The following is a 24527-nucleotide window of genomic DNA, read 5'->3' on the forward strand; positions in this document are numbered from 1 at the left end:
GGACGGAGGAGCCCGGGGCGAATGAGTAGGGCGGATTCGGGTCGTGTGGGTGTCTCCGCGGGATCGGAGACCAGGTCACCCTGGTTGATGCTGGCGATGGCCACGGCCGGCTTCGCCCTCAACTTCTGGGCCTGGGCGCTGCTGAGCCCGCTGGGCCCGTTGTTCCGGACCGAGAACACGCTGGGCAGGTTGTCGGAGTCGGATGTGGCGCTGCTGGTCGCCGTACCGGTGATCGTCGGCTCGCTCGGCCGGATCCCGGTCGGAGCGCTGACCGACCGTTTCGGCGGCCGGGTGATGTTTCCTTTGGTGTCGTCGGCAACGATCATCCCGATCCTCTTCGTCGGTTTCGTCGGCCTGGAGTCGTTCACCGGAATGCTGATCGGTGGCTTCTTCCTCGGCATCGGCGGTACGACGTTCGCGGTCGGCGTACCGTTCGTGAACGCGTGGTTCCCGCCCGAACGGCGGGGCCTGGCGATCGGCGTGTTCGGCGCGGGTATGGGCGGTACGGCGATCAGCGCCTTGACCACGGTCAAGCTGTACAGCAACATCGGGCACCGGGTGCCGTTCCTGCTCACCGCGGTCGCCCTGGCCGTTTATGCCGTCGTCGCGTGGCTCGTCCTGCGGGATGCGCCGGGGCGTAAGGCACCGGACGGATCACTTGTCGCGCGACTGGTGGCGACTGCCAAGCTTCCGATCAGTTGGCAGGCATGCATTCTCTACGCCGTCGCGTTCGGTGGCTATGTCGCCTTCTCGGTGTACCTGCCGTCGTACCTGAAGACGGCGTACGACCTGTCCGCTGCCGACGCCGCGAACCGGATGGCCGGCTTCGTCGCGGTCGCCGTACTGATGCGTCCCATCGGTGGCTGGCTGTCGGACAGGTTCGGTCCTGTCCCGGTCCTCGCGAGTTGCTACGCGGTGGTCGTGGTGGGAGCCGCGGTGGCCGCCACGACGCCGTTGCTCGAGTACGTGGGGACGGTGGCCTTCCTGTCGATGGCGGCCGCGCTCGGCGGTGGCAGCGGGGCCACGTTCGCCTTGGTTGCCAGGGTCACGGATCCGGCGCGGGTCGGCGGGGTGACCGGGCTGGTCGGCGCGGCCGGCGGGCTCGGTGGGTTCGTGCCGCCGCTGATCATGGGGTACGTCTACGGCCGCACCGACTCGTACGGGATCGGCCTGATGTTGCTCTCCGTCACCGCGGCCTTGACCTTGCTGCTGACCGTGACGGTCGTGAGGAGAACGGCGAATCAGAGAACTGGCAAGGAGCACTCGACCAGCGAGGAATCCGCATGAGCACTGGGGCTCGTCCCGACCATGACCAGCACACCACTGAGACCGGACTGGACGGAGGGCTGAGCGAGGCCCTGGTCCGGACCCGCCGCTACTTCACCAGGGCCGAGGTGTCGGACGACCTGCGCACCTTGCACAAGGTCGGGGGCCGTGGTGCCGACGACTTCTACCGGGACCGCTGGAGCCACGACAAGGTCGTCCGTTCGACGCATGGCGTGAACTGCACCGGCTCGTGTTCCTGGAAGGTGTACGTCAAGGACGGCATCATCACCTGGGAGACGCAGCAGACGGACTATCCGTCGGTCGGCCCGGACAAGCCGGAGTACGAGCCTCGCGGCTGTCCTCGCGGCGCGGCCTTCTCCTGGTACACCTACTCCCCAACACGAATCCGCTATCCCTACATCCGTGGCGTGCTGCTGCAGATGTATCGCGAGGCCAAGTCCCAGTACGGCGATCCGGTCGCCGCGTGGGCGCACATTGTTGACAATCCCGCACGCGCGGCGCACTACAAGTCCGCACGCGGAAAGGGCGGGCTCGTCCGGGCGACCTGGGACGAGGCCACCGAGCTGGTGGCCGCCGCCTACGTGCACACGCTGAAGAAGTGGGGACCTGACCGGATCGCCGGGTTCTCCCCGATCCCGGCGATGTCGATGGTGTCGCACGCGTCCGGCGCCCGGTTCACCTCGCTGATCGGCGGCACGATGCTGTCGTTCTACGACTGGTACGCCGATCTGCCGGTGGCGTCTCCACAGGTGTTCGGGGACCAGACCGACGTACCGGAGTCGGGGGACTGGTGGGATGCCGGGTACCTGATCATGTGGGGCTCCAACCTCCCGGTGACCAGGACGCCGGACGCGCACTGGATGGCGGAGGCGAGGTACCGCGGCCAGAAAGTGGTTGCCGTGGCCCCCGACTACGCCGACAACGTGAAGTTCGCGGACGAATGGTTGCCTGCGGCACCTGGGACCGACGGCGCGCTGGCGATGGCGATGGGGCACGTCATCCTGAAGGAGTTCTTCGTCGACCGGCAGACTCCGTACTTCGTTGCCTATGGCAAGACGTACACCGACCTGCCGTACCTGGTCCGGCTCGACGACGCCGGCGACGGAGTTCTGCGGCCCGGGAAGTTCCTGACCGCCGCCGAGCTGCCGGCCTTCGATCACCAGGAGAACGCGCAGTTCAGGCCGGTGGTGCTGGATTCCCGCACCGATGACGTCGTGGTGCCGAACGGGTCACTCGGCCATCGCTTCGGGGCGTCCGGCGAGGGCAACTGGAATCTCGACCTCGGCGAGACGGACCCGGTCCTGACGCTGGCCGGTGAGCAGGCCGAGAACGTGCTGCTCCAGGTGCCGAGGTTCGACGCCGCCGGTGAGCTCCGCCGCGGGGTGCCGGCCCGCCGGATCGGTGGACACCTCGTCACGACCGTCTACGACCTGATGCTCGCGCAGTACGGCGTCCAGCGACCGGGCATGCCTGGCGACTGGCCGACGTCGTACGACGACAACGCGCCGTACACCCCGGCCTGGCAGGAGCGGATCACTGGTGTACCAGCGTCGGCCGCGGCCCGGATCGCGCGGGAGTTCGCGCAGAACGCCGAGGACTCGCGTGGCCGGTCGATGATCGTCATGGGCGCGGGCACGAACCACTGGTTCCACTCCGACACGATTTATCGGGCGTTCCTGGCGCTCACGACACTGACCGGGTGCCAAGGTGTGAACGGTGGTGGCTGGGCGCATTACGTCGGTCAGGAGAAGTGCCGTCCGATCACCGGGTGGGCGCAGCTCGCCTTCGGGCTGGACTGGTTACGGCCACCGCGGCAGATGATCCAGACCGCGTACTGGTACCTGCACACGGATCAGTTCCGGTACGACGGCTTCGGCGCGGACACGCTGGCCGCGAAGACCGGGAGTGGGCAACTCGCCGGGAAATCGACCGCGGACCTGATCGCGCTGAGCGCCCGGCTCGGCTGGATGCCGTCGTACCCGACCTTCAATCGCAATTCGCTCGACCTGGCCGATGCGGCTCGCGCGGCTGGGCAACCAGTGGCCGAGCACATCGTCGATCAGCTCAAGACCGGCGCTCTGCGGTTCGCCTGTGAGGACCCGGACGCGCCGGAGAACTTCCCGCGGATCTTGTCGGTCTGGCGGGCGAACCTGCTCGGCTCGTCTGCCAAGGGCAACGAATACTTCCTCAAGCACCTGCTCGGCGCCGACTCCTCGCTGCGCGCCGCTGAAGCACCTGAGGGCTCCCGCCCGCGCGAGGTGGAATGGCATGCCGAGGCACCGAGCGGAAAGCTGGATCTGCTGCTGACGCTGGACTTCCGGCAGACCAGCACAACGCTGTTCTCCGATGTCGTCCTGCCGGCGGCAACGTGGTACGAGAAATACGATCTGAACACCACCGACATGCATCCGTTCGTGCACTCGTTCAACCCGGCGATCGCACCGCCGTGGCAGACCCGAACCGATTGGGATGCGTGGCAGGCGATCGCGGCGAAGTTCAGCGAGTTGGCCGCCGACCAGCTGGGGGTACGTCGCGACGTCGTCGCCGTACCGCTCCTGCACGACACTCCCGACGAGTTGGCGAACCCGCATGGGGTCGTGCGCGACTGGAAGGCGGGGGAGTGCGAGCCGGTTCCAGGTGTCACGATGCCGAAGCTGGTCGAGGTCGAACGTGACTTCGGAGCCGTCGCGGCCAAGATGTCGGCTCTCGGCCCCCTGATGGAGAAGCTCGGCGCGACGACCAAGGGCGTCACGTACGACGTGGCCGACTCGGTCGACTACCTGCGCGCGAAGAACGGCGCGATCCGTGGTGGCCCAGCCGACGGCCGACCGTCATTGCAGCGCGACGTGCACGCCTGCGAAGCCATTCTGGCTCTTTCCGGTACGACGAACGGCCGCCTCGCCACCGAGGGCTTCAAGACACTCGAGACCCGGGTCGGCAAACGACTGCACGACCTTGCCGCGGAGCACGAGGGCAAGCAGATCACCTTCGCCGACACCCAAGCCGCGCCGGTCCCGGTCATCACCTCACCGGAATGGTCCGGGTCGGAATCCGGCGGTCGCCGGTACTCGCCGTTCACGATCAACGTCGAGCGGCTCAAGCCCTGGCACACGCTGACCGGCCGGCAGCACTTCTTCCTCGACCACGACTGGATCGCCGAGCTCGGCGAGAACCTGCCGGTCTACCGGCCACCGCTGGACATGGGCGCGCTGTTCGCCGAGCCGGGGATCGGCTCGGTCACCGAGCACGGCGTGACGGTTCGCTACCTGACGCCGCACAGCAAGTGGTCGATCCACTCGGAGTACCAGGACAACCTGTTCATGCTGTCGCTGTCCCGCGGCGGCCAGTCGATCTGGATGAGTGACAAGGACGCGGCCAAGGTCGGGATCGCGGACAACGATTGGATCGAGGCGGTGAACCGCAACGGCGTCGTGGTGGCCCGGGCGATCGTCTCGCACCGGATGCCCGAGGGCACGGTCTACATGCATCACGCGCAGGACCGGTTGATCGACGTACCGATCGCCGAGACCTCGAAGAAGCGCGGTGGTATCCACAACTCGCTGACCCGGTTGCTGATCAAGCCGACCCACCTGATCGGCGGGTACGCCCAGCTGTCCTTCGCGTTCAACTACCTCGGACCGACCGGGAACCAGCGCGACGAGGTCACCGTGATCCGGCGGCGCTCGCAGGAGGTGAGCTACTGATGCGAGTGATGGCGCAGATGGCGATGGTGATGAACCTCGACAAGTGCATCGGCTGTCACACCTGTTCGGTGACCTGCAAGCAGGCGTGGACGAACCGGAGCGGGACCGAGTACGTGTGGTTCAACAACGTCGAGACGCGGCCCGGCCAGGGCTATCCGCGGACGTACGAGGACCAGGAGACCTGGAAGGGCGGCTGGACGCTCAACCGGCGCGGTCGGCTCACGCTGAAGGCGGGCGGCCGGCTGAAGAAGTTGCTGACCATCTTCTCGAACCCGAAGATGCCCTCGATCCACGACTACTACGAGCCCTGGACCTACGACTACGCCACGCTGACCGACGCCCCGGCCCAGGAACACACTCCGGTCGCCCGTCCGAAGTCGCTGATCTCCGGCCAGAACATGAAGGTGTCGTGGTCGGCCAACTGGGACGACGACCTCGGCGGTTCCGCGGCGACGGCCGAGCGCGACCCCGTGCTCCAGAAGGTCGGCGACAAGGTCAAGTTCGAGTTCGAGCAGACCTTCATGTTCTACCTGCCGCGGATCTGCGAGCACTGCCTGAACCCGTCCTGCGCGGCGTCCTGTCCCAGTGGCGCGATCTACAAGCGCACCGAGGACGGCATCGTGCTGGTCGACCAGGACCGCTGCCGGGGGTGGCGGATGTGCATCTCCGGCTGCCCGTACAAGAAGGTCTACTTCAACCACCGCACCGGCAAGGCCGAGAAGTGCACCTTCTGCTTCCCGCGCGTCGAGGTCGGCCTGCCGACCGTCTGCTCGGAGACCTGCGTCGGCCGGCTGCGCTACATCGGCCTGATGCTGTACGACGCCGACAAGGTCCTGGCCGCCGCGTCGACGCCGGACGAGCACGGATTGTACGAGGCCCAGCGGGACGTCTTCCTCGATCCGTCCGATCCCGACGTACGACGGGAAGCTGAGCGGGCCGGAATCCCGCAGGACTGGATAGAAGCGGCCCGGCGGTCGCCGGTGTACGCGTTGATCAACCGCTACAAGGTCGCGCTGCCGCTGCATCCGGAGTACCGGACCCTGCCGATGGTCTGGTACATCCCACCGCTGTCGCCGGTCGTGGACGTGGTCAAGGAGACCGGCGAGGACGCGGAGAAGCGGGAGAACCTGTTCGCCGCCATCGACGCACTGCGGATCCCGATCGAGTACCTGGCCGAGTTGTTCACCGCAGGCGACGTACGGCCGGTCGACCTGGTCCTGCGCAAGCTCGCGGCGATGCGCTCCTACATGCGTGACATCAACCTGGGCCGTGATCCGGACGGCGGCATCCCACACACAGTCGGCATGACCGAGGAAGACCTGTATGACATGTATCGCCTGCTCGCGATCGCCAAGTACGACGAGCGGTATGTGATCCCGGCGGCCCACGCGGAGGACGCGCACGCGCTGGAGGAGCTGGCGTGCTCGCTCGACTACGAGGGCGGGCCCGGGATGGGCGGCTCCGGTCCGTTCGGCGAGGGCTCCGGCGTACCGACGCCGATCGCGGTCGAGAACTTCCAGATGCTGAAGGAACGCCAGACCAGCGACCGGGTGAACCTGCTGAACTGGGACGGCAAGGGCAGGCCGGACGGGTTGTTCCCACCGAAGGACGGTGGGCAATGACCAGGCACCCGGACCCGAAGCTGCCGGCGGATCAGTTGACGATCGCCTGGCAAGCTGCCTCGTTGCTGCTCGACTACCCGGACGAGAGCTTGCAGTTGGGGCTCATCCAGCAGGCGGCGGGCGAACTGCCGCCGTTCCTCGCGGACCCACTCGCCGCGACGGCCCGCGAGTTGGCTGCCAACGATCTCTCGACGCTCCAGCAGCGGTACGTCGACACGTTCGACAACAGGCGGCGCCACACCCTCTACCTGACGTACTTCGCGCATGGTGACACCAGGCGTCGCGGAGTCGCGCTGCTGCGGTTCAAGCAGACCTACCTGCGGTCCGGCTTCGTTCTGGATGAGTCAGAGCTGCCTGATCATCTCTGCGTGGTGCTGGAGTACGCCGCGACGGTCGATCAACGACTCGGATGGCGCCTGCTGCTGGACCATCGCGCAGGGCTCGAGCTACTGCGGTTGGCTCTCGCGGACGCGGGTTCCGCCTGGCATGGCGCCGTACAGGCTGTCACTGCGACGTTGCCGCCGCTCGGCGGTGACGAACGCGCTGCCATCGATCGGCTCGCCGCCGAAGGGCCGCCACAGGAAGAAGTCGGACTCACGCCGTACGCGACACCTGGCTTCGATCCGTTGCCGATGCCAACCTTTCCGGGAACTCGCCGATGAGCGCGATCCTGTGGGTGGTGTTCCCCTACGTCTGCCTGACGATCTTCGTGGTCGGCCACTACTGGCGGTACCGGTACGACAAGTTCGGCTGGACCACGCGGTCGTCCCAGCTCTACGAGGACCGGTTGCTGCGGTGGGGGAGTCCGCTGTTCCACTTCGGCATCCTGGCCGTCTTCCTCGGTCACGTGATGGGGCTCGGCATACCGAAGTCGTGGACCGAGGCGGTCGGGATCTCCGAGGGTCTCTACCACTTCCTCGCCGTGTCGATCGGCGCGATCGCGGGGTTCGGCACCGTGGTCGGTCTGGCGATCCTCATCTACCGCCGGCGTACGGTCGGACCGGTGTTCTCCGCCACCACGCGGATGGACAAGGTGATGTACCTGTTCCTCGCCACGGTGATCGTTCTCGGGCTGGTGAACACCGTGGCGGCGAACATCTTCGGGCATTACGACTACCGGGACGGAGTCTCGGTCTGGTTCCGTGGCATCTTCCGCTTCGACCTGCATCCCGACCTGATGGCTGCGGCGCCGTTGAGCTTCCAGCTCCACGGTCTCGTCGCCATGGCCCTCTTCGCGCTGTGGCCCTTCACCCGACTGGTGCACGTGTTCAGCGCGCCGATCGGCTACCTGACCAGGCCGTACATCGTCTACCGCAGCCGTGACGCCCAGGTCGGCACCCACTCACCCCGCCGCGGCTGGGACGACCGCCCGTGAGGTGATCTGGCTCAGGCTTGGACGGTGCCTGGGTAGCCAGGTGCCTGGCGGCGCTGTGTCCACCCGGCGCCCCAGTGCGCGATATCGAGAAGGCCGGCCAGGACCACCCAGAACCAGTCGAACCCGGTCAGGCCGCCGCCGGTGTAGAGGACGACGTACATCAGGGTCGCGAACGGCAGGAATATGAGGCCGAGCAGCGGCCAGAACCACGAATCGAAGGCGGCGTCCACCAACTTGGGGCGCGCCACCCAGACGATGAACAGTCCCAGGCGCGGAAAGAGCCCCGCGAACAAGGCGAACAAGCACCCCATGTCATTCCTCTCGCGTACGCCGAGCTGGTCCCCACCCGATCGATGGCCGACTTGGATCGTCGCGCGAGAGGACGGCGGCGGGCATCATCCGTGCGGGGTGAGGCTTTCCCGCCGGAACCGGCGGCATGGTGAGGACGAGCGGTACCTCGGTGCCGGTCACCGGATGAAGAGGAGAAGCTCGTGGGATCTGACAGCAACGCACCAGTCGACCTGTACATCGCCGCCTACCCGGACGCGAAGGGGGCGCAGGAGGACTGGGACGCCATCAAGCAGCTCGCCGAGGACGACGTGATCAAGGTTGAGGGGCTCATCCTCGTCAGCCGCGGTTCCGACGGCAAGATCGACGTCGAGGACAATTTCCACACGGCTGCCAGGGGCGCGGTGTGGGGTGCCGTCGGTGGTGCGGTCGTGGGCCTGATCTTCCCGCCCAGTCTGCTGGCCAGTGCGGCGGTCGGTGCGGGTGCCGGACTGGGGATCGGTGGCCTCAAGTCCCACAGGGAGAAGAAGGCGATCAAAGCTGACGTCGAGGACACCTTGCCGACGAACAGTTCGGGAATCGTGGCGCTGTTCGAGGAGCGGTGGGTCACGGATGTCGAGAAGACGCTGACGCATGCGGACAAGGTCAGCAAGCACGAGGTCGACCCGGACAGCGCAGCAGAGGTCAAGAACGCCGCCAAGTAGTCCCGAGGAGAACCCATGCCGCGAAACGGCGTTCGTCGATCGGTCTTCGCCGCGCTGGTGACCGTTGCCCTGCTCGTCGTGCCGGCGGCCTGCAGCGACAGCTCACCACAGAGTGAGCCGAGTCCGTCCGCGACAGCGGCGCCGCCGGTAACGGGTGCGCCCGCGGCGGACTGTGCTGCCGCGTCCGAACTGAAGACCTCGCTCGAAACGCTGGCGAAGGTGGAGCCCCTGCAGGACGGTCTGACCGCGCTGAATGCCGCCATGACCAACGCCAAGAGCAGCCTGGACGCTGCGGCAGCCTCGGCATCGGCGGCTCTTCAGCCCGCCGTGGCGAGTGTCAAGACGGCATTCTCAGCATTGGAAGCCGCGACGAGTGGCCTGAGCGCGGACAATCTCAGACAGAAGGCACCTGAGATCAAGACGGCGCTCCAGCAAGTCGGTACGGCGACCTCGTCGTTCGCCACAACGCTGACACAGAGCTGTCCAGGAAGCTGACCGCCTGCACCCTCCGCCGGCACGGCGGAGGGTGCAGGATCAGACTTCGTCGGCGAAGACGGTTGCCCAGTCGTTCTTGATGCTGACCACCGTCCAGTCCTGGGCGCGGGCCTGCTCGAGCGAGGTCTCGGCTCCGGCGGTGTAGTTGAACTCGCGTTCCTCGTCGTCGTGGAGGACCAGCAGCCGTAGCCCGGGACGCGAGGGCTGTCCGGCGTACCGGAGCATCTGGATGTCGCCGTTCGAGTTGCCACCGGCGACAACGGGCCGTCGGCCGACCCGGCTCCAGATCCGGACAGGTTTGGTGGGGCCGTCGTCGAACACCTCCATCTCCGCCTGGTAGACGACCGATCCTCCGGTGTCGTCATCCTGGTACCGGAGCCCGGCCGTGGTGCCGATGATGCGCTCGGCCGGAATGCCGTAGAGCTCCTCGGTGACCGGTCGCATGAAGTCGCGGTCGCCTCCGGACGCTATGTACGTCGTGAATCCGTTGGCCTCCAGGTAACGCAACAGTTCGACCATCGGGAGGTACGTGCACCTCCAGAGTTGCCTGCCGAGGGTCGGGTGGGGCGTGGTTCGGAGGAAGCGGTCGGCGATCTCCGCGTAGGCATCGACACTCATCCCTGCGAACGCCTGAAGGATGCCGCCCATGAGCACCCTCACGTCGCTGTCGTCGCCGTGGTAGTGCTTGGTGATCACGTCCCCGAGCCAGGCGTAGTCCTTGTCCCGGGCGGCCTGCCACGGCTGACGGGTGCGAAGGCTCGGATCCTGTTCGGCCATCTCGGCGAGCCGCTGCAGGATGAAGCCGAGTTCGGGCGGCATCGGCTTCTCGCACCACAGCGTGCCGTCGTTGTCGAAGACCGCGACCCGCTCAGACGGCGGAACGTACTCCGCCCCGCCCTCCTGGAGGGCCCGGTCGACGTAGTCCACGATCGCCTGTCGGGTCGGGGTCTGCTTCCAGGACGACAACAGCGCGTCCGACCGCACAGCTCCTTCTTGATCCGTCTTCACAGCAGGTCTCCTCTTCGCGCATCACCATGACGGCGGCTTCCCAGCGTGGGTCGAGCCCGATCCGGAGTCGTCACCCGCAACGGATGAAGGGCTGCCTCACTGCAAGAGGTCAGCGTCGGCATCGCCTGTGACGCCAGAGCGTGACGACTCGCTAACCGGGCCAGGTGTTGGTGAGCCGGGAGTGGAGGAGGGTCTGCTGGGCTGGGTTGTTGGTCAGGTTCAGAGCTCGGCGATCGGAATCGTGAGCTTCTGTGGTCCTGCCCTCGGTTCGGAGTAGTTCGGCTCGGATCGCATGGAACAGCGGGTAGTTGTGGAGGGCGGTCTCGAGGTCGTCGAGTTCCGCGAGGGCTGCTCGTGGGCTGTCGACGTACCGTACGGCGACAGCGCGGTGCAGCCGGGTGACCGGGGACGGCTGTAGGCGCAGCAGCATGTCGTAGAGGACGAGGATCTGGCGCCAGTCGGTGTCGGCCCAGGTGGGTGCCTCGCAGTGGCAGGCGGCGATCGCGGCCTGGAGTTGGTACGGGCCGGGGGAGTGGTGGCGGCGCGCCGTACGGATGAGCAGCGCGGTCGCGTCCGCGATGGCTGCGTGGTCCCAGTCCGCGCGGTTCTGGTCTTCGAGGAGGACGAGCTGCCCGTCGCTGGTGAATCGTGCGATGACGCGGGCGCGGTGCAGGCGGATCAGTGCCAGCAGTCCGGTGACTTCCGGTTCGTTGGGGAGCAGGCCGGCCAGGAGTGCGGTCAGCCACTCGGCGTCGTCGACGAGGTCGCGGGAGTGCGCACGATCGCCGGTGCTGGACAGGTAGCCCTCGTTGAAGAGCAGGTAGATGACGGTCAGTACTTCGTTCAGTCGCTCGGGCAACTCGTCGTCGCGAGGGAGGCGATAGGGGATTCCGGCGCCGGCGATCTTCCGTTTGGCGCGGGTGATGCGTTGCGCCACCGTTGTCTCGGGGACGAGGAAGGCCGCGGCGATCTGGGCGGTCGTGAGGCCGCAGACCACGCGGAGGGTCAAGGCGATCTGTGCTTCTCGCGACAGCGCGGGGTGGCAGCAGGTGAAGACGAGCCGGAGCCGGTCGTCGGGTGCCGACCGGACCGGCCACTGCAGTTGGGCGAGTTTGGAGCGGTAGTTCTCCTGCCGCCGCAGGACGTCGAGTCCGCGCCGCTTGGCGACGGTGAACAACCAGGCATCCGGATGGTCCGGGATGCCCTCGTCGGGCCAGCGCCGCAGCGCGGTCTCGACGGCGTCCTGGACCAGGTCCTCGGCGGCGGAGAAGTCGCCGAGCAGCGACATCAGGGAGGCGGCGAGCCGGCCCGCGTGTTCGCGAACGACGCGGGCCAGCTCCTCGGCGGGATCGCCGGTCATGACTCCACGGGGCGGATCTCGACGACCGGGCAGGCCGGCCAGGTCTTCACCATCCGCAGTGCCTCGTCGAGGTCGGCGACATCGATGACGACGAAGCCGGAGACGACTTCCTTGCCCTCGATGTACGGACCGTCGGTGGTCACCGGCTCGCCGCCGTCGAGCCGGACCGTCGTGGCCGTCTCCGCGCCCTGCAGCTTGGCGCCGCGGTTGGTGATCTTCGACGCGTGGTCGACGAACCACTGGTTGACCCGCTGATAGGCCTGCTCCAGCTCGGCCGGGCTCATCGCCTCGAGCTCCTTGGCGAACTCCTCGGTGTCGACGAACATGAGCACATACTTCACGGCACCACCTCCTGTGATCAGTCTGACCGGTCGCGGGTCAGTCGGCGGGGAGGTCGGCGTACAGGTCGATCCCGTTGCCGGACGGGTCGGCCACGGTCGCGTACCGCATCCGCCACGGGGCGTCGAAGGGCTCCTGCAGCCCGGTGACTCCGGCGGCGGTGAGTTCGGCGTACTTGGCATCGACCGCGGCAGGCGAATCCAGCTGGGTCGTCAGGAAGATCCGGCCGGTCTTCGGTGGGGTCCAGCCGGCCGTGATCTTTCCGCGCAGCTCGTCGGTGTCGAGCATCAGGTGCAGACCGTTCGGCAGGTCGCACCCGGCGTGGTCCTCCGGCATGTACTGGTCCCGCACGAACTCGAGCCCGAGCCGCCGGTAGAACTCGATCGCCGTGCCCAGATCACCGACTGCGATATCGAGCGCGTTCACGCTGGCTTGCATGGTGGTGTGCCTCCTCGGTGCGGTTGGTTTCACAGTGGAGACGATCGGCGCTCGGCCGAATACGACACGTCAGGGGCCTGTGCGCAGCTGTCGAACAGCTGTTCAAGCGGTTGTTCGGGGGTGCGATTCATCCGGGCTGTGGGATGTCCTGGCGGTGGCGTCCGGACAGGATGACTCTGGGTGTCGGGCCTCGACGCCGAAGGGACCTTCTGAGGACGTGCCATGCAGCAGGCGGATGTGCGGCGAGGTGACGGCCCGGTGCCGGTTGTGCCACGGCCTACCGGGCGGAAGTCGTGAGGCGGCTCGCGGCGGTTGTCGCGCTGCTGGTGGGTGCGGCGACGCTAGTGTTCGGCGTCGTGGTGGCTGTGCGTGAGTTTCCGCGCGGCGTAGGCCTGTTGGCCTGTGTGGTGATCGCCGCAGCTGCGGCCTGGTACGGCGTACTGCGGAGAGGGATCCCCCGCGTGGCGGGGCTGACCGTGGCCGGCCTCGCGGTTGCGGGTGCGCTGGTCTTGATCATTGTGGGTGGGAAGTTCGGCGTCGATCTTCTCGTCCTGGCGGGGCTCCTGGTCACTCTGGCAGCGACACGTGCCAGCTTTGCCGCTCGGGTGGATCTGCCCCGGGTGGCGGCCCCGCTCCATGCGGTGCTGTTCTACAACCCGCTCTCCGGTGGGGGTAAGGCAGAACGCTTCGCACTCGCCAAGGAAGCGCGCGCCCGCGGGATCGAGCCGATCGAGCTGAAGCGTGGAGACGACCTCGAAGTTCTCGTCCGGGGCGCGGTCGAGCGGGGTGCCGACGGACTCGCGATGGCCGGCGGCGACGGCTCGCAGGCCATTGTCGCCGCGATCGCCGCCGAGTACTCCCTGCCCTACGCCTGCATCCCCGCCGGCACGCGCAATCACTTCGCGCTGGATCTCGGGGTCGATCGTGACGATGTCGTCGGTGCGCTGGACGCGTTCGTCGACGGCGGCGAGCGGCGGGTGGACCTGGCCGAGGTGAACGGACGCGTGTTCGTCAACAACGTGTCGCTCGGCGTGTACGCCGAGGCGGTCCAGCGCTCCGAGTACCGCGGTGCCAAGATGCGAACCCTGCTCGACACCGTGCCCGACGCGCTCGGTGCGGGTGGCAGCGAGCTCGACATGCGCTGGACCGGGCCAGGCGGGCACGGGCACCAAGGCGGTGCCGCGGTGCTCGTCTCCAACAACCGCTACCGCCTCGGCCGTGCGGTCGGTTCCGGCACCCGTCCGCGGATCGACGACGGCCTGCTCGGCATCACCGTGATGGGGGCGCCCGCGGGTGGTGAACACCGCCGCGGTCAGCGTCCCTGGCGGGAGTGGTCCGCTCCATCCTTCGAGGTCGATGCCGATCGGCCACTGCCCGCAGGCGTCGACGGGGAGGCGCTTGTCCTCGATGCGCCGCTGCGGTTCCGGATCCGGCCCGGAGTTCTCCAGGTCCGGATCGCACACCAGCACCCAGGTTCATCGCCGTCGGCGATGGCTCCCGAGGGCCTCCGCGACAGTGTGGTCGAACTGGCGCGCATCGCCCTCGGTATGGATCGGACATCAGCACATCCACAACCAGGGAGGCCGTAATGGACCTGATCGAGATCAAGGAGAAGGAGCTGCTGACCCGGGAGGCCGCCGCTGCCCGCCTCCATGCGCTCGCCGACACGCTCGCCAAGGAGAACGACGTCGAGTTCGAGCGCGGCGGAATGCGGGTCAAGGTGCACGTTCCCGACGAGGTGCACCTCAAGCTCGAGTTCGAGCTCGGGGAGGACGGCAGCGAGCTCGAGGTCGAGCTCACATGGTGACGGAAACCGTTGCGTGACCGGCTCACCTCGACCGCAGCCCGTTGAGGAACGGCTGGCGGACCGGCTCGTCGAACAGGCCGAGGCCGGGCCGGCGCGCCGGCGGGCTTCGTCGCTGCTGCGCCGCCTCGCCGGCTACGACCGCGCCGTCTACCGATCGGTGGCGCGAATGCCCACCCCCCGCCTGGACGAGCCGCTGCGGCAGGTGTCGGACTTCGCCAACTTCTCCAAACCCTGGTTCCTCGCAGCGGGCGCGCTCGCGCTGCTCGGCGGCCCTCGGGGTCGCCACGCCGCGCTCACAGGGCTCACGGCGATCGGAGCGGCCTCCCTGGTCGTGAACCAGCCGATGAAGAAGTCGATGGGGGAACGCGTGCGACCTGACCGGGAAGGCCTCGGCGTTCCCACCCAGCGATGGGTGCGGATGCCGTCCTCGGGATCTTTTCCGTCCGGACACTCCGCGTCCGCCGTGGCCTTCGCGGTCGCCGTCGGAGAGGTCCTGCCCGCGCTCCGGCCGGTGGGGCGAGTGGCCGCGACGGTCGTCGCGTTCTCCCGGGTGTACACGGGCGTGCACTACCCGAGCGACGTTCTGGTCGGGGCGACCGTGGGAGCGCTGTTCGGGCGGTTGGCCGGGCGGATCGCGCTCCGCCGGTGGCCACTATCGACATCGACCCGGAAACGCCAGATGTACGACAAGGAGCACATGTCATGACAGTTCAACCCACGCAAGGCGGTGCGCACGCGGTCGACGCCGGCCGGCTGTGGGCCGGAGGCGCGGCCACGGCTATCGTCGCCGCGCTGGTCGCGGTTGTCGGCATCCTGCTCGCCCGCGGCCTCTTCGACATCGCCATACTCGCACCCGAGGGCGAGGGCGTCTGGGGAGACGCGGACACGGCGAGGTATGCGTTGTTCTGCGGTCTCGCGGCGCTGGTGGCCACCGGACTTCTGCATCTGTTGCTGATCTCCACGCCCCGGCCGTTGCGGTTCTTCAGCTGGATCATCACCTTGGCCACGTGCGCGGCGGCTGCTGCGCCGTTCCTCGCGGACGGCTCGACGGCGTCGCAGTTTGCGACCGCGGTGATCAACCTCGTCGTCGGGATCGCGATCGGCGGCCTGCTCTCCGGCTCGGCGCGGGCAGCGATGCGGGATCGCCGTACCGCTCGGTGACCTGCAGGACGCTCACTCGTCCGGGCTCTTCCGTCGATGCTGGACTGCCCAGGCGTCAGCCTCCCTCAGGGCCTGCTCGGTCGATTCCCCGACCAGCTCGGTGGCCTGGAACACGGCCACGGGTCCGGATACGTCCATCAGGTCGGTACGACGCAGCAACTCGGCGAGCTCGGGGCCGACCCCGCTGAGGTACAGCCGGCCGCCGACGGCATCCAGAGCGGCGGCGTAGCCGGCCACGACCTTGACGAACGTGGCGCCGACAGCTGTCCGGCCGCGCACCCGTAGTACGACGGTCGGGGCATCGGAGCCGGCCGGGTCGGGCAGCTTGACCCCCAGCGTGCGGGCACCGGCGTAGAGCAGGCTCCCGTACACGTCGAGAACGGTCGCCTGATGGCTGGGCAGCGTCTTGGGGGGTGGCTGTTCGGTCCACCGGCCGCCGTCGACAGGTGTCAGCTGGACGACCTTGAGGTCCATCGCCTCCTGGTTGAGCTGCAGCAGCAGCGAGAGCGCCACCCCGATGCCGACCGCGGTGGAGACCGGCAGGAACAGGGTCGCGCAGAAGGTCGTGATGATCGCGATCTGAGAGGTCGGACCGGTGCGCAGGATCATCATCAACTCATGTGGCTTCAGTGAGCCGGCGGACGCATAGATGAGTACGGCGGCCAGCGTGGGCATGGCGACGAGTCCGATCACCCCGGACAAAGCCGCGAGGATCACAATCATCCACAGACCTGAGAAGATCGCCCCCCATCGACTGCGGGCGCCGACCGCCTGGTTCAGGGCGGTCTGGCCCACCGAGCCGCCCACCGGCTGACCGCGGAAGAAGCCGGCCGCGAGGTTGCCGATGCCCTGGGCAACGAAGTCCTGGTTCGGATTGGAGGCCGTCCCGTCCCGGTTCGGTGCGGCTTCGGCGACACCACTGCCCTGGACGAGGACGATGGCCACGACAGCGAGTGCCCCGGTGACCAGTGGCAACGACAGCAGGCTGAGGTCCGGCAGTTGCGGCAGCGGGATACCGGCCGGAATCTGCCCGGCGTCCTCCACGAGTGCCACCTGGCCGGAGCCGGCGATGGCGACGCCGGCGGTCGGGACGGCCAGCGCGACCAATGCGCTCACCGACGACAGCCTGGTCCTGGACAGGCCGAGGAGGATACCGAGCGCCGCGAGCCCGGCAAGCAGCGATGCGAGGTCGATCCGCCCGGGATGGAGGATGACGTCCACCGCCTGCGCGAGCGGGAATTCCCCTGCGGCGGTCACGCCGGCGAGGCCGGGCAGCTGGCCGAGGAGGATGTTGACCGAGACGCCGGCGAGGAAGCCGCTCATGACCGAGTGCGACACGAAGCGGGTGTAACGCCCCAGCCGCGCGATCCCGGCCGCGATCATCACCACGCCGGCGATGATCGTCAACAACAGCAGGGCTTGCGGCCGGTCGGCGGCGTCCACACCTTCCAGGGCAGAGCCGGCGGCCAGCGCCGCGGCGGTGGTCGTGGTGATCATCATCAGCTGGCTGCTCATCGCCAGCCCGCCGGCGACCGGAGCGGCGAAGCTCGCGTAGAGGCCATGGATCGGGTTCACACCGATGAGTGCCGCGGACGCCATCCCGTTGGGCACGCTGCTGATCGCGCCCGGCAGCCCGGCGATCACGTCGGCGCGCAGATTCCGTCGCTCCGGACGGATCGACCGCAGCCACCGCCGGACGGGGCGTGCGCTCACGCGGTGACCACCGCTCACGCCCGTCTCCTTCCGCGACCCCCCGTGATTGCTTGCGAGCCTAGAGGTGAACTGAAATCGGCATCTCACCCCGGATGGACGATGCGGGGCGGGGGATCGGCGGGCATCGTCGTTCGGGTAGGAGTGGATGACCGGGGAGAGTGGGCACGATGACCTACAGCGATGCGGACGAGCAGCAGCACGTCTCGGGTTGGGCGGTGGGCGCCATCGCGTTCGCCGGGAGCCTGATGGTCATGATCGGTTCGTTCTCCGTGGTCGCCGGCCTCGCAGCAATCTTCGATGACGGTTACATCATCGTCAGCCAACGCTATGCGTTCGACCTCGACGTCACCGCGTGGGGGTGGATCCATCTGGTGCTGGGAATTGCTGTCGTAGCGGTCGGGATCGGGCTCTTCATGAGTAAGACGTGGGCAGGAAGGGCCGCGATCGTCCTCGCCGTGCTGATCGCGATCGACTTCTTCTTCTTCATTCCCTACGCACCGTTCTGGTCGGTGCTGGTGATCGCGCTCAGCGTGTGGCTCATCTGGGCCGTGACGCGGGTCTCGGCCAGCGCGCGCGGCGACTGAGCGCGCGGACGAAGAACTGGCCCAGCTGATACGGCGGGTCAGGGGCGGCGGGGACCGACTCCGGGAATCCGAAGGCGACGTCCGCGATGGTGAGACGGGCACCGCGACTCAAAGCATCGTGGTAGCCGACGAGTCGTCCGTCCACGCGCAGGAAGGCCTGGCCCTTGGTGTGCCAGTCGAATCTCAGTTCGGTGAACTGCGCACTGGGATTCGGCAGTTGGCCGAGGTAGTGCGTCGTCCCTTGAACCCGGACCCGGACCAGGGACTGGAAGGTCGTCAACCGTTCGAGCCTCAGGTCGAACCCGTCCCCGAGGCCGATGATCCGCTTGGACGAACTGAATTCTGGCCCAGGGTGCATGAACCGCAGCCGGCAACTGACCCCGATCACCTCGAGAAGCGGAGTGTCGAGGAGGTAGTGGAGACTCCGGCCCGGTGCGATCAGCACAGCACCCCCGGATGGATTCAGCGCGAGCGAGCCTGGCGAGAAGCTGCCGGGCAGGCCTCGGAAGGATCGGGTGTTCTGATCCTGGAACTCGTACAGCAACACTGAGCGCCACATGGCAACTTCCTTTATCCGACCTGCTCAGCAGGAACTTCGGCAGGCGGAACCCCTTCCGGGGCGGGGTCCGCGGCCTTGTCCAGGACCGGAGTGCCCGAGATGAGTCCGCCCATCCAGCGGGTGGAGGGATCGGCGTCCAGCAACAGGGACTTGGCCAGAAGCGAGAGCGGGATGGCGAGTACGGCGCCGAGTGGGCCGAGGATCCAGGCCCAGAAGACGAGGGAGATGAAAGTGAGGCTCGGGGTCAGGCCGACCGCGTCGCCGACGACCTTCGGCTGGATGATCGACTGGATGATGAAGTTGATGATGCTGTAGGCAATGACCACCCAGAGCAGGGTCGTCCAGCCGCTGTCGAGCAGGCCCAGCAGTGCGGGCGGGATGACTCCGATGACGAATCCGACGTTCGGGATGTAGTTGGTGATGAAGGCGAGCAGCCCCCACAGCCAGGGGAGCGGGATGTCGAGCAGGTAGAGCACGCCGACGTCCACGATCGCGACGATCAGCCCGAAGACGGTCGAGACGATCAGGTAGCGGGTGGTGCCGCGGGCGAAGTCGGTCAGGGCGCCGGCGACCCCGGGACGCATCCGGGCTGCCTCGATCAGCCGCTCGGTGAACCGGGTGGCGTCGATGCCCATGAAGAACAACAGCACCACGATGAAGGCGAGGTCGGAGAAGATCCCGAGCAGCCCGCTCAGCCAGCTTTGCAGGAGGTCGAGCAGTTTGCCGAGGTCGAAGGCCTGGATGGCGGCCTGGATCTGCTCTTCGCCGATGCCGCGCTCGGCCAGCCAGCCCCGCGCGTCGTCGAGGAGTGCGGTGACCTTGTCCTGGTATTCAGGGAGCAGGTGGGCGAGTTGGGCGACGGCCAGGGCCAGTGCCGCCGCGAGTCCGAGGAGCAGGCTGATCACCACCACGAGCGCGATCAGCCCGGCGAGCCACCTGGGAGCGCCGCGCCTGATCAGCAGCCGGCGCAGCGGACTGACCGCGATGGTCAGGACCAACGCGAGAAAGATCGGTCCGACGATCTCGGAGAAGCCGCGCAGTCCGGCAGCTGTGAGCACCGCGGCCGCGGTCCCGAGCAGGACGACAACTCCGCGCGGAAGCGCCCAGGAGGCAGGCGAGTCGTCGGCCGGCAGCCGGCCGTCAGGGGACTCGGTGGAGCCTGCGGACATGGTCGCAAACCTCCCTCTCCCGACTCACCCCCGGGGTTTGAAGATCGCTCAGATCACACTGGGCAGCATCACCCGCCCGGGATGATCCTTTGCCGGCCGCGCGTCGCCCGCGATCGTGTCATCCGGTCCGGGTGAGGCGGCGGGTACGTCTCCACGAGAGGCTGCTGTTGAATCCGAGTCAGCGACATGCTCGGTGACGAGTAGAGCGGCCCCGCGAAGGAGGTCGGATGAGTGACGGGCCGAGTGTCGACGCGGCCAGAGCGCGCCAGGAGCGGCAGCCGTCCGACTACGCGGGGGCGATCTACGGGTCTCTGCTGGCGGCGTCGGTCGTTGCCGGCACCGGCCCGGGAAAGGAGCCTCCGGACCCCCGCGAGCTGATCGTGCTACTGCTCGCGACCGGGGTCGTGTTCTGGCTGTCCCATGTGTATGCCCATCTGGTCGGGGAGCGATCGACAGATGCGCTCATGTCCCTGACGGAGTTCCGCGTCGCTGCCAGACGGGACTGGCCGATCGTGCAGGCCGCCGTACCTCCCGCGGCAGCGGTCGGCATCGGTGTTCTGCTCGGGCTGTCGGACGCCGGGGCCGCGTGGCTGGCGCTCGCGGTGGCGGTGGGATCTCAGATGGGATGGGCACTGTACGTCGCCGCCAGGGCTGGCGCCACCAGGGGGCGCATGGTCGCCACCGGCTTCATCAACCTCGTCCTGGGCCTGATGATCGTCGCGTTGAAGGCCGCCCTGACGCACTGACACCGCCGACGGCCGGCTCCGGACGTCGTCCCCCAGGGGTGACGCGCCGCCGGTCTGTGCGGACCTAGTGTCGACGGGCACCCGACGTCCGTCGAGGAACAAGAGGGGTGGGACACAGATGACCGGCAACCACAGTATCGAGCCGCAGGCCGACTCGGGCTGGGCGATGACTGGAGTCGCCTTCGCCGCCACGATGTTGCTGATGATCGGTGCCTTCCACGTGATCGCCGGCTTCGCCGCGATCCTGGACGACGAGTACTTCGTCCTCGTCAGGGGCTACGCGTTCGATCTGGACATCACCGCCTGGGGATGGATCCACCTGGTCCTCGGCCTGGCCTTGATCGTGACCGGCATCGGTCTGTTCAGCCGGGCCCTCTGGGCGGGTGTGATCGCCGTCTTCCTGGTGGTGCTGAGCGCGATCGACAACTTCTTCTTCATTCCCTACGCACCGTTCTGGGCGCTGCTGCTGATCGCCCTCGACGTGTGGGTCATCTGGGCGCTCACGCGGCCGCGCGCGCTCCGTACCTGACGGCCGGATAGCCGTGTCCACGCCACTGGTCCGCACCGGCGACCTCGGTCGGATCGCTGCCACGTACGTCACCTCGGCTCTGGCCCTGGCCTTCGCGGCGGCCGTGTTACCCGGCTTCCGGTTCTCGTCGTTCTCGCAGTTGCTCGCCGCGGCCGCGGCGACGTTGCTGGTGGGTGCGCTGGTGCGCCCGCTGCTGGTCGCGGCGAGTGCGGCGGTGGGATGGCTCGCGGTCCTGCTGCTGGCGGTGCTCGGACAGGCAGTGGTCCTCACACTCGCACTCTTGCTGATCCCAGGAGTCGAGGCGAACTCGTTCTGGGTCGTGCTCGCGGCTGCCTGGATCGCGGCGGCCGCCTCGACGATCGTGGCGTGGCTGTGCACCTCCGGCACGTCGGAGGCCTTCACCGCGGCCCTCGTACGACGGACGCGAAAGCATCGTCAGCCGGTCGACGATCCCGAGGTTCCCGGGGTCGTCTTCGTCCAGCTGGACGGCGTGCCCTTCCCGGTCATGCAGTGGCAACTCCTGGCCGCCACGTTGCCCACCGTGGGGCGCTGGATCCGTGATGGTGGGTATCGACTGGTGGAGTGGACCCCGATACTGCCGCCGACGACGCCGGCAAGCCAGTTGGGGATCCTGCATGGTCGTATCGACGGCGTACCCGCGTTCCGGTGGTACGACCGGGCCCTCGGGCGGGTGCTGGTGGCCAACCGGGCCGCCGACGCCGCCGAGATCGAGCGCCGTGCCACCGACGGCCGCGGCCTGTTGGCGGACGGCGGCGTGAGTATCTCGAACCTGTTCAGCGGTGACGCGGAGCGGTCCCTGCTGACGATGAGTAAGCTGGAGCTGAAGCGTGGTTCTGCCGATACCCGTCGCCGGGTCGCCTGGTACCTCGCCAGGCCGGACGGGTTCGCGGGCAGTTTCTTCGGGGCGCTCGCGGAGATCGCCCGCGAGCGCTTCGAGGCCCGGCGGCAACGTCGCCGCGACGTTCGCCCGAGGGGGTACCGTGGCTGGCTGTTCGCCGGCATGCGCGCGGTCACGAACGTCCTACTGCGGGACCTGAACACCGCGCTGGTGGCGGAGGAGATGATCCGTGGGACCCGGGTCGTGTACGTCGACTACGTCGACTACGACGAGGTGGCCCATCACGCCGGCGGCTCGCGGCCGGAGTCGTTGGCCGCGCTGGATCGGCTCGATCACGTGCTGGCCTGCCTGGAGGAGGTCGCCGCGTCAGCGCCGAGGCCGTACCGACTCGTCATCCTGTCCGACCACGGCCAGTCCCAGGGGGCGATCTTCGCCGATCGGTACGGAATCGACCTCGCAGGACTGTGTTCGCAGCTGACCGCCGCTGAGGTCGAAGCCGTCGAGCAGTCGGTCGAGGGCTGGGGACGATTGAACGGCCTCCTCGCCGACCTGGCAGGCGTTGACACCACCACCGGGCGTGCGGCTCACGGCGCGGCGCAACGGGTGCAGCACCGCTCCGCACCTCCCACCGTCACCGCCGCCTCGGACCTGGTCGTCCTCGGGTCAGGCAACCTCGGTTTGGTGTACGCCGCTGAGGAAACCAGGCTGACCATGGAGGACATCACCGCTCGCTGGCCGGCTCTCATCCCCGGGCTGGTGAACCACGACGGGATCAGCTTCGTCGCGGTGATGAGCACCGAGCACGGGCCGCTGGTGGTCGGGCCGGCGGGTATCCACCGGCTGTCCGATGCGAAGGTGACGGGTGATGACCCGCTGGCGCCGTTCGGGCTGCTGGCCTCGGCCGACCTGTTCCGAGCGGTGTCGATGCCCGAGGCACCTGACCTGTACGTCAACAGCGCGGTCGACAAGGACAGCGGCGAGGTCGCCGCTTTCGAAGGTCTGGTGGGCTCCCACGGCGGACTCGGCGGATGGCAGGCACGGGGCTTGCTGCTCGCCCCGCCCGACCTGTCGCTCCCGGACCATCCGATCCGCGGTGCGGATCACCTCCACCACGTCCTCGTCGCCTATCTCGAACAGCTCGGGCACCGCAGCGGGATCTCCCGGAACGCGGCGGAGGTGTGAGATGACCGACCACAGTGCTGGGCAATGGTTCCTTCGTCCGGAGGAGCGCGGGAACCCCGGCACCGACATCGACCGGATGGGGGACGTGAACGGTTCCTGGGTCGAGGGCAACCTGGTCCGGCCGCTGATTCACGGGGTGACCTACTTCCGCCGCCTGTACGAGGAACTGTGTGTGCTGCAGGCCGGCGACCACGTCTACTTCACCGACTGGCGGGGCGACGCCGATCAGTTGCTGTTGCCCGAGGGCCCGACGATCGGAGAGGTGCTGTGCGACCTGGCCCGATCGGGGATCGAGGTCCGGGCACTGCTGTGGCGATCGCACTCGGACCACCTGCAGTTCAGCTCACGGGAGAACCAGCGGCTCGGGACGGAGCTGAACGAAGCCGGGGCCGAGGTGCTGCTCGACCAACGGGTCCGACGGCTGTCCTCGCATCACCAGAAACTGTTCATCATCCGGCATCGGGGCCAACCGGAGCGGGACGTCGCGTACGTCGGGGGGATCGACCTGTCGCACCAGCGCCGCGACGACCGCGAGCACCGCGGGGATCCACAGCAGGCGCCGATGGACCGCCGGTACGGCGACCGGACGCCGTGGCACGACGCCGCGCTGGAGTTGCGGGGCCCTGTGGTCGGCGACCTGCTGCGGACCTTCGTCGAGCGATGGGACGACCGCCATCCGCTGGACCGGCGGACGCCGTACCGGATGCTCGTGCAACGACTCGCCCGGATGCCCCGGCATCCGGAACCGCTGACCGAGTCGTTCCCCGATCCGCCGCCGGCCGGGCCGCACGCCGTCCAGGTGCTGCGAACGTATGCCTACAAGCATCCCGGCTATCCGTTCGCCCCCAAGGGGGAGCGGAGCATCGCCCGTGCCTACCACAAAGCGTTCGCGAAGGCCCGGTCGTTGATCTATCTCGAGGACCAGTACCTCTGGTCCGAGCTGATCGCGCAGGGGATCCTCGAGGCCCTCCAGCGATCGCCCGGGCTCCGAGTGATCATCGTCGTACCGCGGTACCCGGATTCCGATGGTGCCGTGAGCGGGCCGCCGGCGCGCTTCGGTCAGTTGCGCGCGGTGCGGATGCTGCGGCGGGCCGAGCCCGGACGCGTCGGGATCTACAACCTGGAGAACTCCGAGGGATCGCCCATCTACGTGCACGCGAAGATCTGCGTCGTCGACGACGTCTGGTTCACCTGCGGCTCGGACAACTTCAACCGCCGGTCCTGGACCAGCGACAGCGAACTCACCTGCGCGGTCGTGGACTCGACTCCCGACGACCGGCAGCCTGATGCTGACGGTGGCCGTCGGCTTGCTCGGGACCTGCGGCTCGACGTGTGGTCCGAGCACCTTGGCCGGCCGATTCCCGATCTGGCGCCGCTCGACCCGGCGGCCGGCTTCGACCTGTGGCAGCGAACCGCCGCAGACCTGGAAGCCTGGCACGCCGGCGGCAAGAAGGGCGAGCGGCCACCTGGCCAGATCCGGCCGCACGAGCCGCAGGCAGTGACCCGATGGCAGGCGCTCTGGGCCGAGCCGCTGTACCGGCTGGTCTACGACCCGGATGGCAGGCCGCGCGGGATGCGTCGACGGGGGGAGTTCTGAC

Annotated in this window: 24 protein-coding genes; 16 read left to right on the forward strand and 8 right to left on the reverse strand. The window is 68.1% G+C overall.

Going from position 1 to position 24527, the window contains the following annotated elements; genetic code table 11:
- Positions 1-21: 21 nt before the first annotated feature.
- The 5 genes from EV652_RS31545 to narI are packed head-to-tail and all read left to right on the forward strand — an operon-like array spanning position 22 to position 7988.
- Positions 22-1287, forward strand: a complete 1266-nt coding sequence (locus EV652_RS31545; protein ID WP_132212929.1) for an MFS transporter — start codon at positions 22-24, stop codon at positions 1285-1287.
- A complete protein-coding gene (locus tag EV652_RS31550) occupies positions 1284-4991 on the forward strand; it encodes a nitrate reductase subunit alpha (RefSeq protein WP_132212930.1) in 3708 nt (1235 codons plus the stop codon). Before EV652_RS31545 ends, EV652_RS31550 begins: the two co-directional genes overlap by 4 nt.
- Positions 4991-6613: a nitrate reductase subunit beta gene (gene narH, locus EV652_RS31555; RefSeq protein WP_132212931.1), complete on the forward strand. Its 1623-nt coding sequence runs from the start codon at positions 4991-4993 to the stop codon at positions 6611-6613. Before EV652_RS31550 ends, narH begins: the two co-directional genes overlap by 1 nt.
- Positions 6610-7275, forward strand: coding sequence for a nitrate reductase molybdenum cofactor assembly chaperone (gene narJ / locus EV652_RS31560; protein WP_132212932.1), 666 nt, complete (start codon positions 6610-6612; stop codon positions 7273-7275). Before narH ends, narJ begins: the two co-directional genes overlap by 4 nt.
- Positions 7272-7988, forward strand: a complete 717-nt coding sequence (gene narI / locus EV652_RS31565; protein WP_132212933.1) for a respiratory nitrate reductase subunit gamma — start codon at positions 7272-7274, stop codon at positions 7986-7988. Before narJ ends, narI begins: the two co-directional genes overlap by 4 nt.
- 11 nt (positions 7989-7999) lie before the next feature.
- Here narI and EV652_RS31570 read toward each other — a convergent pair whose 3' ends face one another.
- Positions 8000-8299: a hypothetical protein gene (locus EV652_RS31570; protein ID WP_132212934.1), complete on the reverse strand. Its 300-nt coding sequence runs from the start codon at positions 8297-8299 to the stop codon at positions 8000-8002.
- A 180-nt stretch (positions 8300-8479) separates the two neighbouring features.
- Between EV652_RS31570 and EV652_RS31575 the strand changes: the two genes are divergently transcribed.
- Both EV652_RS31575 and EV652_RS31580 read left to right on the forward strand, forming a co-directional pair.
- Positions 8480-8980, forward strand: coding sequence for a DUF1269 domain-containing protein (locus EV652_RS31575; protein ID WP_132212935.1), 501 nt, complete (start codon positions 8480-8482; stop codon positions 8978-8980).
- Positions 8981-8995: 15 nt separating this feature from the next.
- A complete protein-coding gene (locus EV652_RS31580) occupies positions 8996-9475 on the forward strand; it encodes a hypothetical protein (protein WP_132212936.1) in 480 nt (159 codons plus the stop codon).
- 39 nt (positions 9476-9514) lie between these two features.
- On the opposite strand, the gene EV652_RS31585 is transcribed toward EV652_RS31580, so the two are convergent.
- From EV652_RS31585 to EV652_RS31600, 4 genes are all read right to left on the reverse strand, one after another.
- Positions 9515-10483 (reverse strand): HAD family hydrolase, encoded by a 969-nt coding sequence (locus EV652_RS31585; protein WP_199238494.1) that lies wholly within the window; start codon positions 10481-10483, stop codon positions 9515-9517.
- Positions 10484-10634: 151 nt separating this feature from the next.
- Positions 10635-11843 (reverse strand): RNA polymerase sigma factor, encoded by a 1209-nt coding sequence (locus EV652_RS31590; RefSeq protein ID WP_132212937.1) that lies wholly within the window; start codon positions 11841-11843, stop codon positions 10635-10637.
- Positions 11840-12184, reverse strand: a complete 345-nt coding sequence (locus tag EV652_RS31595) for a YciI family protein (protein ID WP_132212938.1) — start codon at positions 12182-12184, stop codon at positions 11840-11842. Before EV652_RS31595 ends, EV652_RS31590 begins: the two co-directional genes overlap by 4 nt.
- 37 nt (positions 12185-12221) lie before the next feature.
- Entirely contained in the window at positions 12222-12620 is a 399-nt protein-coding gene (locus tag EV652_RS31600) for a VOC family protein (RefSeq protein WP_132212939.1), read from the reverse strand.
- A gap of 293 nt (positions 12621-12913) precedes the next feature.
- Between EV652_RS31600 and EV652_RS31605 the strand changes: the two genes are divergently transcribed.
- Genes EV652_RS31605 through EV652_RS31620 form a run of 4 tightly spaced genes read left to right on the forward strand, consistent with a single transcriptional unit; the run spans position 12914 to position 15588 of the window.
- Entirely contained in the window at positions 12914-14209 is a 1296-nt protein-coding gene (locus EV652_RS31605; RefSeq protein ID WP_132212940.1) for a diacylglycerol/lipid kinase family protein, read from the forward strand.
- Positions 14209-14427: an amphi-Trp domain-containing protein gene (locus EV652_RS31610; protein ID WP_132212941.1), complete on the forward strand. Its 219-nt coding sequence runs from the start codon at positions 14209-14211 to the stop codon at positions 14425-14427. The genes EV652_RS31605 and EV652_RS31610 overlap by 1 nt, the downstream gene beginning before the upstream one ends.
- A 13-nt stretch (positions 14428-14440) precedes the next feature.
- Positions 14441-15133: a phosphatase PAP2 family protein gene (locus EV652_RS31615; protein WP_199238495.1), complete on the forward strand. Its 693-nt coding sequence runs from the start codon at positions 14441-14443 to the stop codon at positions 15131-15133.
- Positions 15130-15588: a DUF6069 family protein gene (locus tag EV652_RS31620; RefSeq protein WP_132212942.1), complete on the forward strand. Its 459-nt coding sequence runs from the start codon at positions 15130-15132 to the stop codon at positions 15586-15588. The genes EV652_RS31615 and EV652_RS31620 overlap by 4 nt, the downstream gene beginning before the upstream one ends.
- 12 nt (positions 15589-15600) lie before the next feature.
- Here the strand turns inward: EV652_RS31620 and EV652_RS31625 are convergent, their stop codons facing one another.
- Positions 15601-17319: a SulP family inorganic anion transporter gene (locus EV652_RS31625; protein ID WP_199238496.1), complete on the reverse strand. Its 1719-nt coding sequence runs from the start codon at positions 17317-17319 to the stop codon at positions 15601-15603.
- A 149-nt stretch (positions 17320-17468) separates the two neighbouring features.
- On the opposite strand from EV652_RS31625, the gene EV652_RS31630 reads away from it, so the two are divergent.
- A complete protein-coding gene (locus EV652_RS31630) occupies positions 17469-17885 on the forward strand; it encodes a DUF7144 family membrane protein (RefSeq protein ID WP_132212944.1) in 417 nt (138 codons plus the stop codon).
- Here the strand turns inward: EV652_RS31630 and EV652_RS31635 are convergent.
- Both EV652_RS31635 and EV652_RS31640 read right to left on the reverse strand, forming a co-directional pair.
- Positions 17839-18444, reverse strand: coding sequence for a hypothetical protein (locus EV652_RS31635; protein ID WP_132212945.1), 606 nt, complete (start codon positions 18442-18444; stop codon positions 17839-17841). The genes EV652_RS31630 and EV652_RS31635 overlap by 47 nt on opposite strands.
- An 11-nt stretch (positions 18445-18455) precedes the next feature.
- Entirely contained in the window at positions 18456-19613 is a 1158-nt protein-coding gene (locus EV652_RS31640) for an AI-2E family transporter (protein WP_132212946.1), read from the reverse strand.
- A gap of 227 nt (positions 19614-19840) precedes the next feature.
- Between EV652_RS31640 and EV652_RS31645 the strand changes: the two genes are divergently transcribed.
- The 4 genes from EV652_RS31645 (at position 19841) to EV652_RS31660 (ending at position 24526) form a co-directional block, all read left to right on the forward strand.
- Positions 19841-20359 carry a hypothetical protein gene (locus EV652_RS31645; protein WP_132212947.1) on the forward strand — a complete coding sequence of 173 codons (519 nt, stop codon included), beginning with the start codon at positions 19841-19843 and terminating at the stop codon, positions 20357-20359.
- 118 nt (positions 20360-20477) lie between these two features.
- On the forward strand, positions 20478-20888 hold the full coding sequence (locus EV652_RS31650; protein WP_132212948.1) for a DUF7144 family membrane protein: 411 nt from the start codon (positions 20478-20480) through the stop codon (positions 20886-20888).
- 13 nt (positions 20889-20901) lie between these two features.
- Positions 20902-22929 (forward strand): alkaline phosphatase family protein, encoded by a 2028-nt coding sequence (locus tag EV652_RS31655; protein ID WP_132212949.1) that lies wholly within the window; start codon positions 20902-20904, stop codon positions 22927-22929.
- A gap of 1 nt (position 22930) precedes the next feature.
- Positions 22931-24526, forward strand: coding sequence for a phospholipase D family protein (locus tag EV652_RS31660; RefSeq protein ID WP_132212950.1), 1596 nt, complete (start codon positions 22931-22933; stop codon positions 24524-24526).
- Position 24527 lies beyond the last annotated feature (1 nt).

Origin of the sequence: Kribbella steppae (assembly GCF_004342025.1) — a bacterium.
GTDB classification, from domain to species: Bacteria; Actinomycetota; Actinomycetes; order Propionibacteriales; family Kribbellaceae; genus Kribbella; species Kribbella steppae.

What these genes read in the sequence shown, in the direction of transcription:
- EV652_RS31545 (WP_132212929.1), top strand. Translation starts at nt 22, where the DNA reads ATGAGTAGGGCGGATTCGGGTCGTGTGGGTGTCTCCGCGGGATCGGAG.
- EV652_RS31550 (WP_132212930.1), top strand. Translation starts at nt 1,284, where the DNA reads ATGAGCACTGGGGCTCGTCCCGACCATGACCAGCACACCACTGAGACC.
- narH (WP_132212931.1), top strand. Translation starts at nt 4,991, where the DNA reads ATGCGAGTGATGGCGCAGATGGCGATGGTGATGAACCTCGACAAGTGC.
- narJ (WP_132212932.1), top strand. Translation starts at nt 6,610, where the DNA reads ATGACCAGGCACCCGGACCCGAAGCTGCCGGCGGATCAGTTGACGATC.
- narI (WP_132212933.1), top strand. Translation starts at nt 7,272, where the DNA reads ATGAGCGCGATCCTGTGGGTGGTGTTCCCCTACGTCTGCCTGACGATC.
- EV652_RS31570 (WP_132212934.1), bottom strand. Translation starts at nt 8,299, where the DNA reads ATGGGGTGCTTGTTCGCCTTGTTCGCGGGGCTCTTTCCGCGCCTGGGA.
- EV652_RS31580 (WP_132212936.1), top strand. Translation starts at nt 8,996, where the DNA reads ATGCCGCGAAACGGCGTTCGTCGATCGGTCTTCGCCGCGCTGGTGACC.
- EV652_RS31590 (WP_132212937.1), bottom strand. Translation starts at nt 11,843, where the DNA reads ATGACCGGCGATCCCGCCGAGGAGCTGGCCCGCGTCGTTCGCGAACAC.
- EV652_RS31600 (WP_132212939.1), bottom strand. Translation starts at nt 12,620, where the DNA reads ATGCAAGCCAGCGTGAACGCGCTCGATATCGCAGTCGGTGATCTGGGC.
- EV652_RS31610 (WP_132212941.1), top strand. Translation starts at nt 14,209, where the DNA reads ATGGACCTGATCGAGATCAAGGAGAAGGAGCTGCTGACCCGGGAGGCC.
- EV652_RS31620 (WP_132212942.1), top strand. Translation starts at nt 15,130, where the DNA reads ATGACAGTTCAACCCACGCAAGGCGGTGCGCACGCGGTCGACGCCGGC.
- EV652_RS31630 (WP_132212944.1), top strand. Translation starts at nt 17,469, where the DNA reads ATGACCTACAGCGATGCGGACGAGCAGCAGCACGTCTCGGGTTGGGCG.
- EV652_RS31635 (WP_132212945.1), bottom strand. Translation starts at nt 18,444, where the DNA reads ATGTGGCGCTCAGTGTTGCTGTACGAGTTCCAGGATCAGAACACCCGA.
- EV652_RS31640 (WP_132212946.1), bottom strand. Translation starts at nt 19,613, where the DNA reads ATGTCCGCAGGCTCCACCGAGTCCCCTGACGGCCGGCTGCCGGCCGAC.
- EV652_RS31645 (WP_132212947.1), top strand. Translation starts at nt 19,841, where the DNA reads ATGAGTGACGGGCCGAGTGTCGACGCGGCCAGAGCGCGCCAGGAGCGG.
- EV652_RS31650 (WP_132212948.1), top strand. Translation starts at nt 20,478, where the DNA reads ATGACCGGCAACCACAGTATCGAGCCGCAGGCCGACTCGGGCTGGGCG.
- EV652_RS31660 (WP_132212950.1), top strand. Translation starts at nt 22,931, where the DNA reads ATGACCGACCACAGTGCTGGGCAATGGTTCCTTCGTCCGGAGGAGCGC.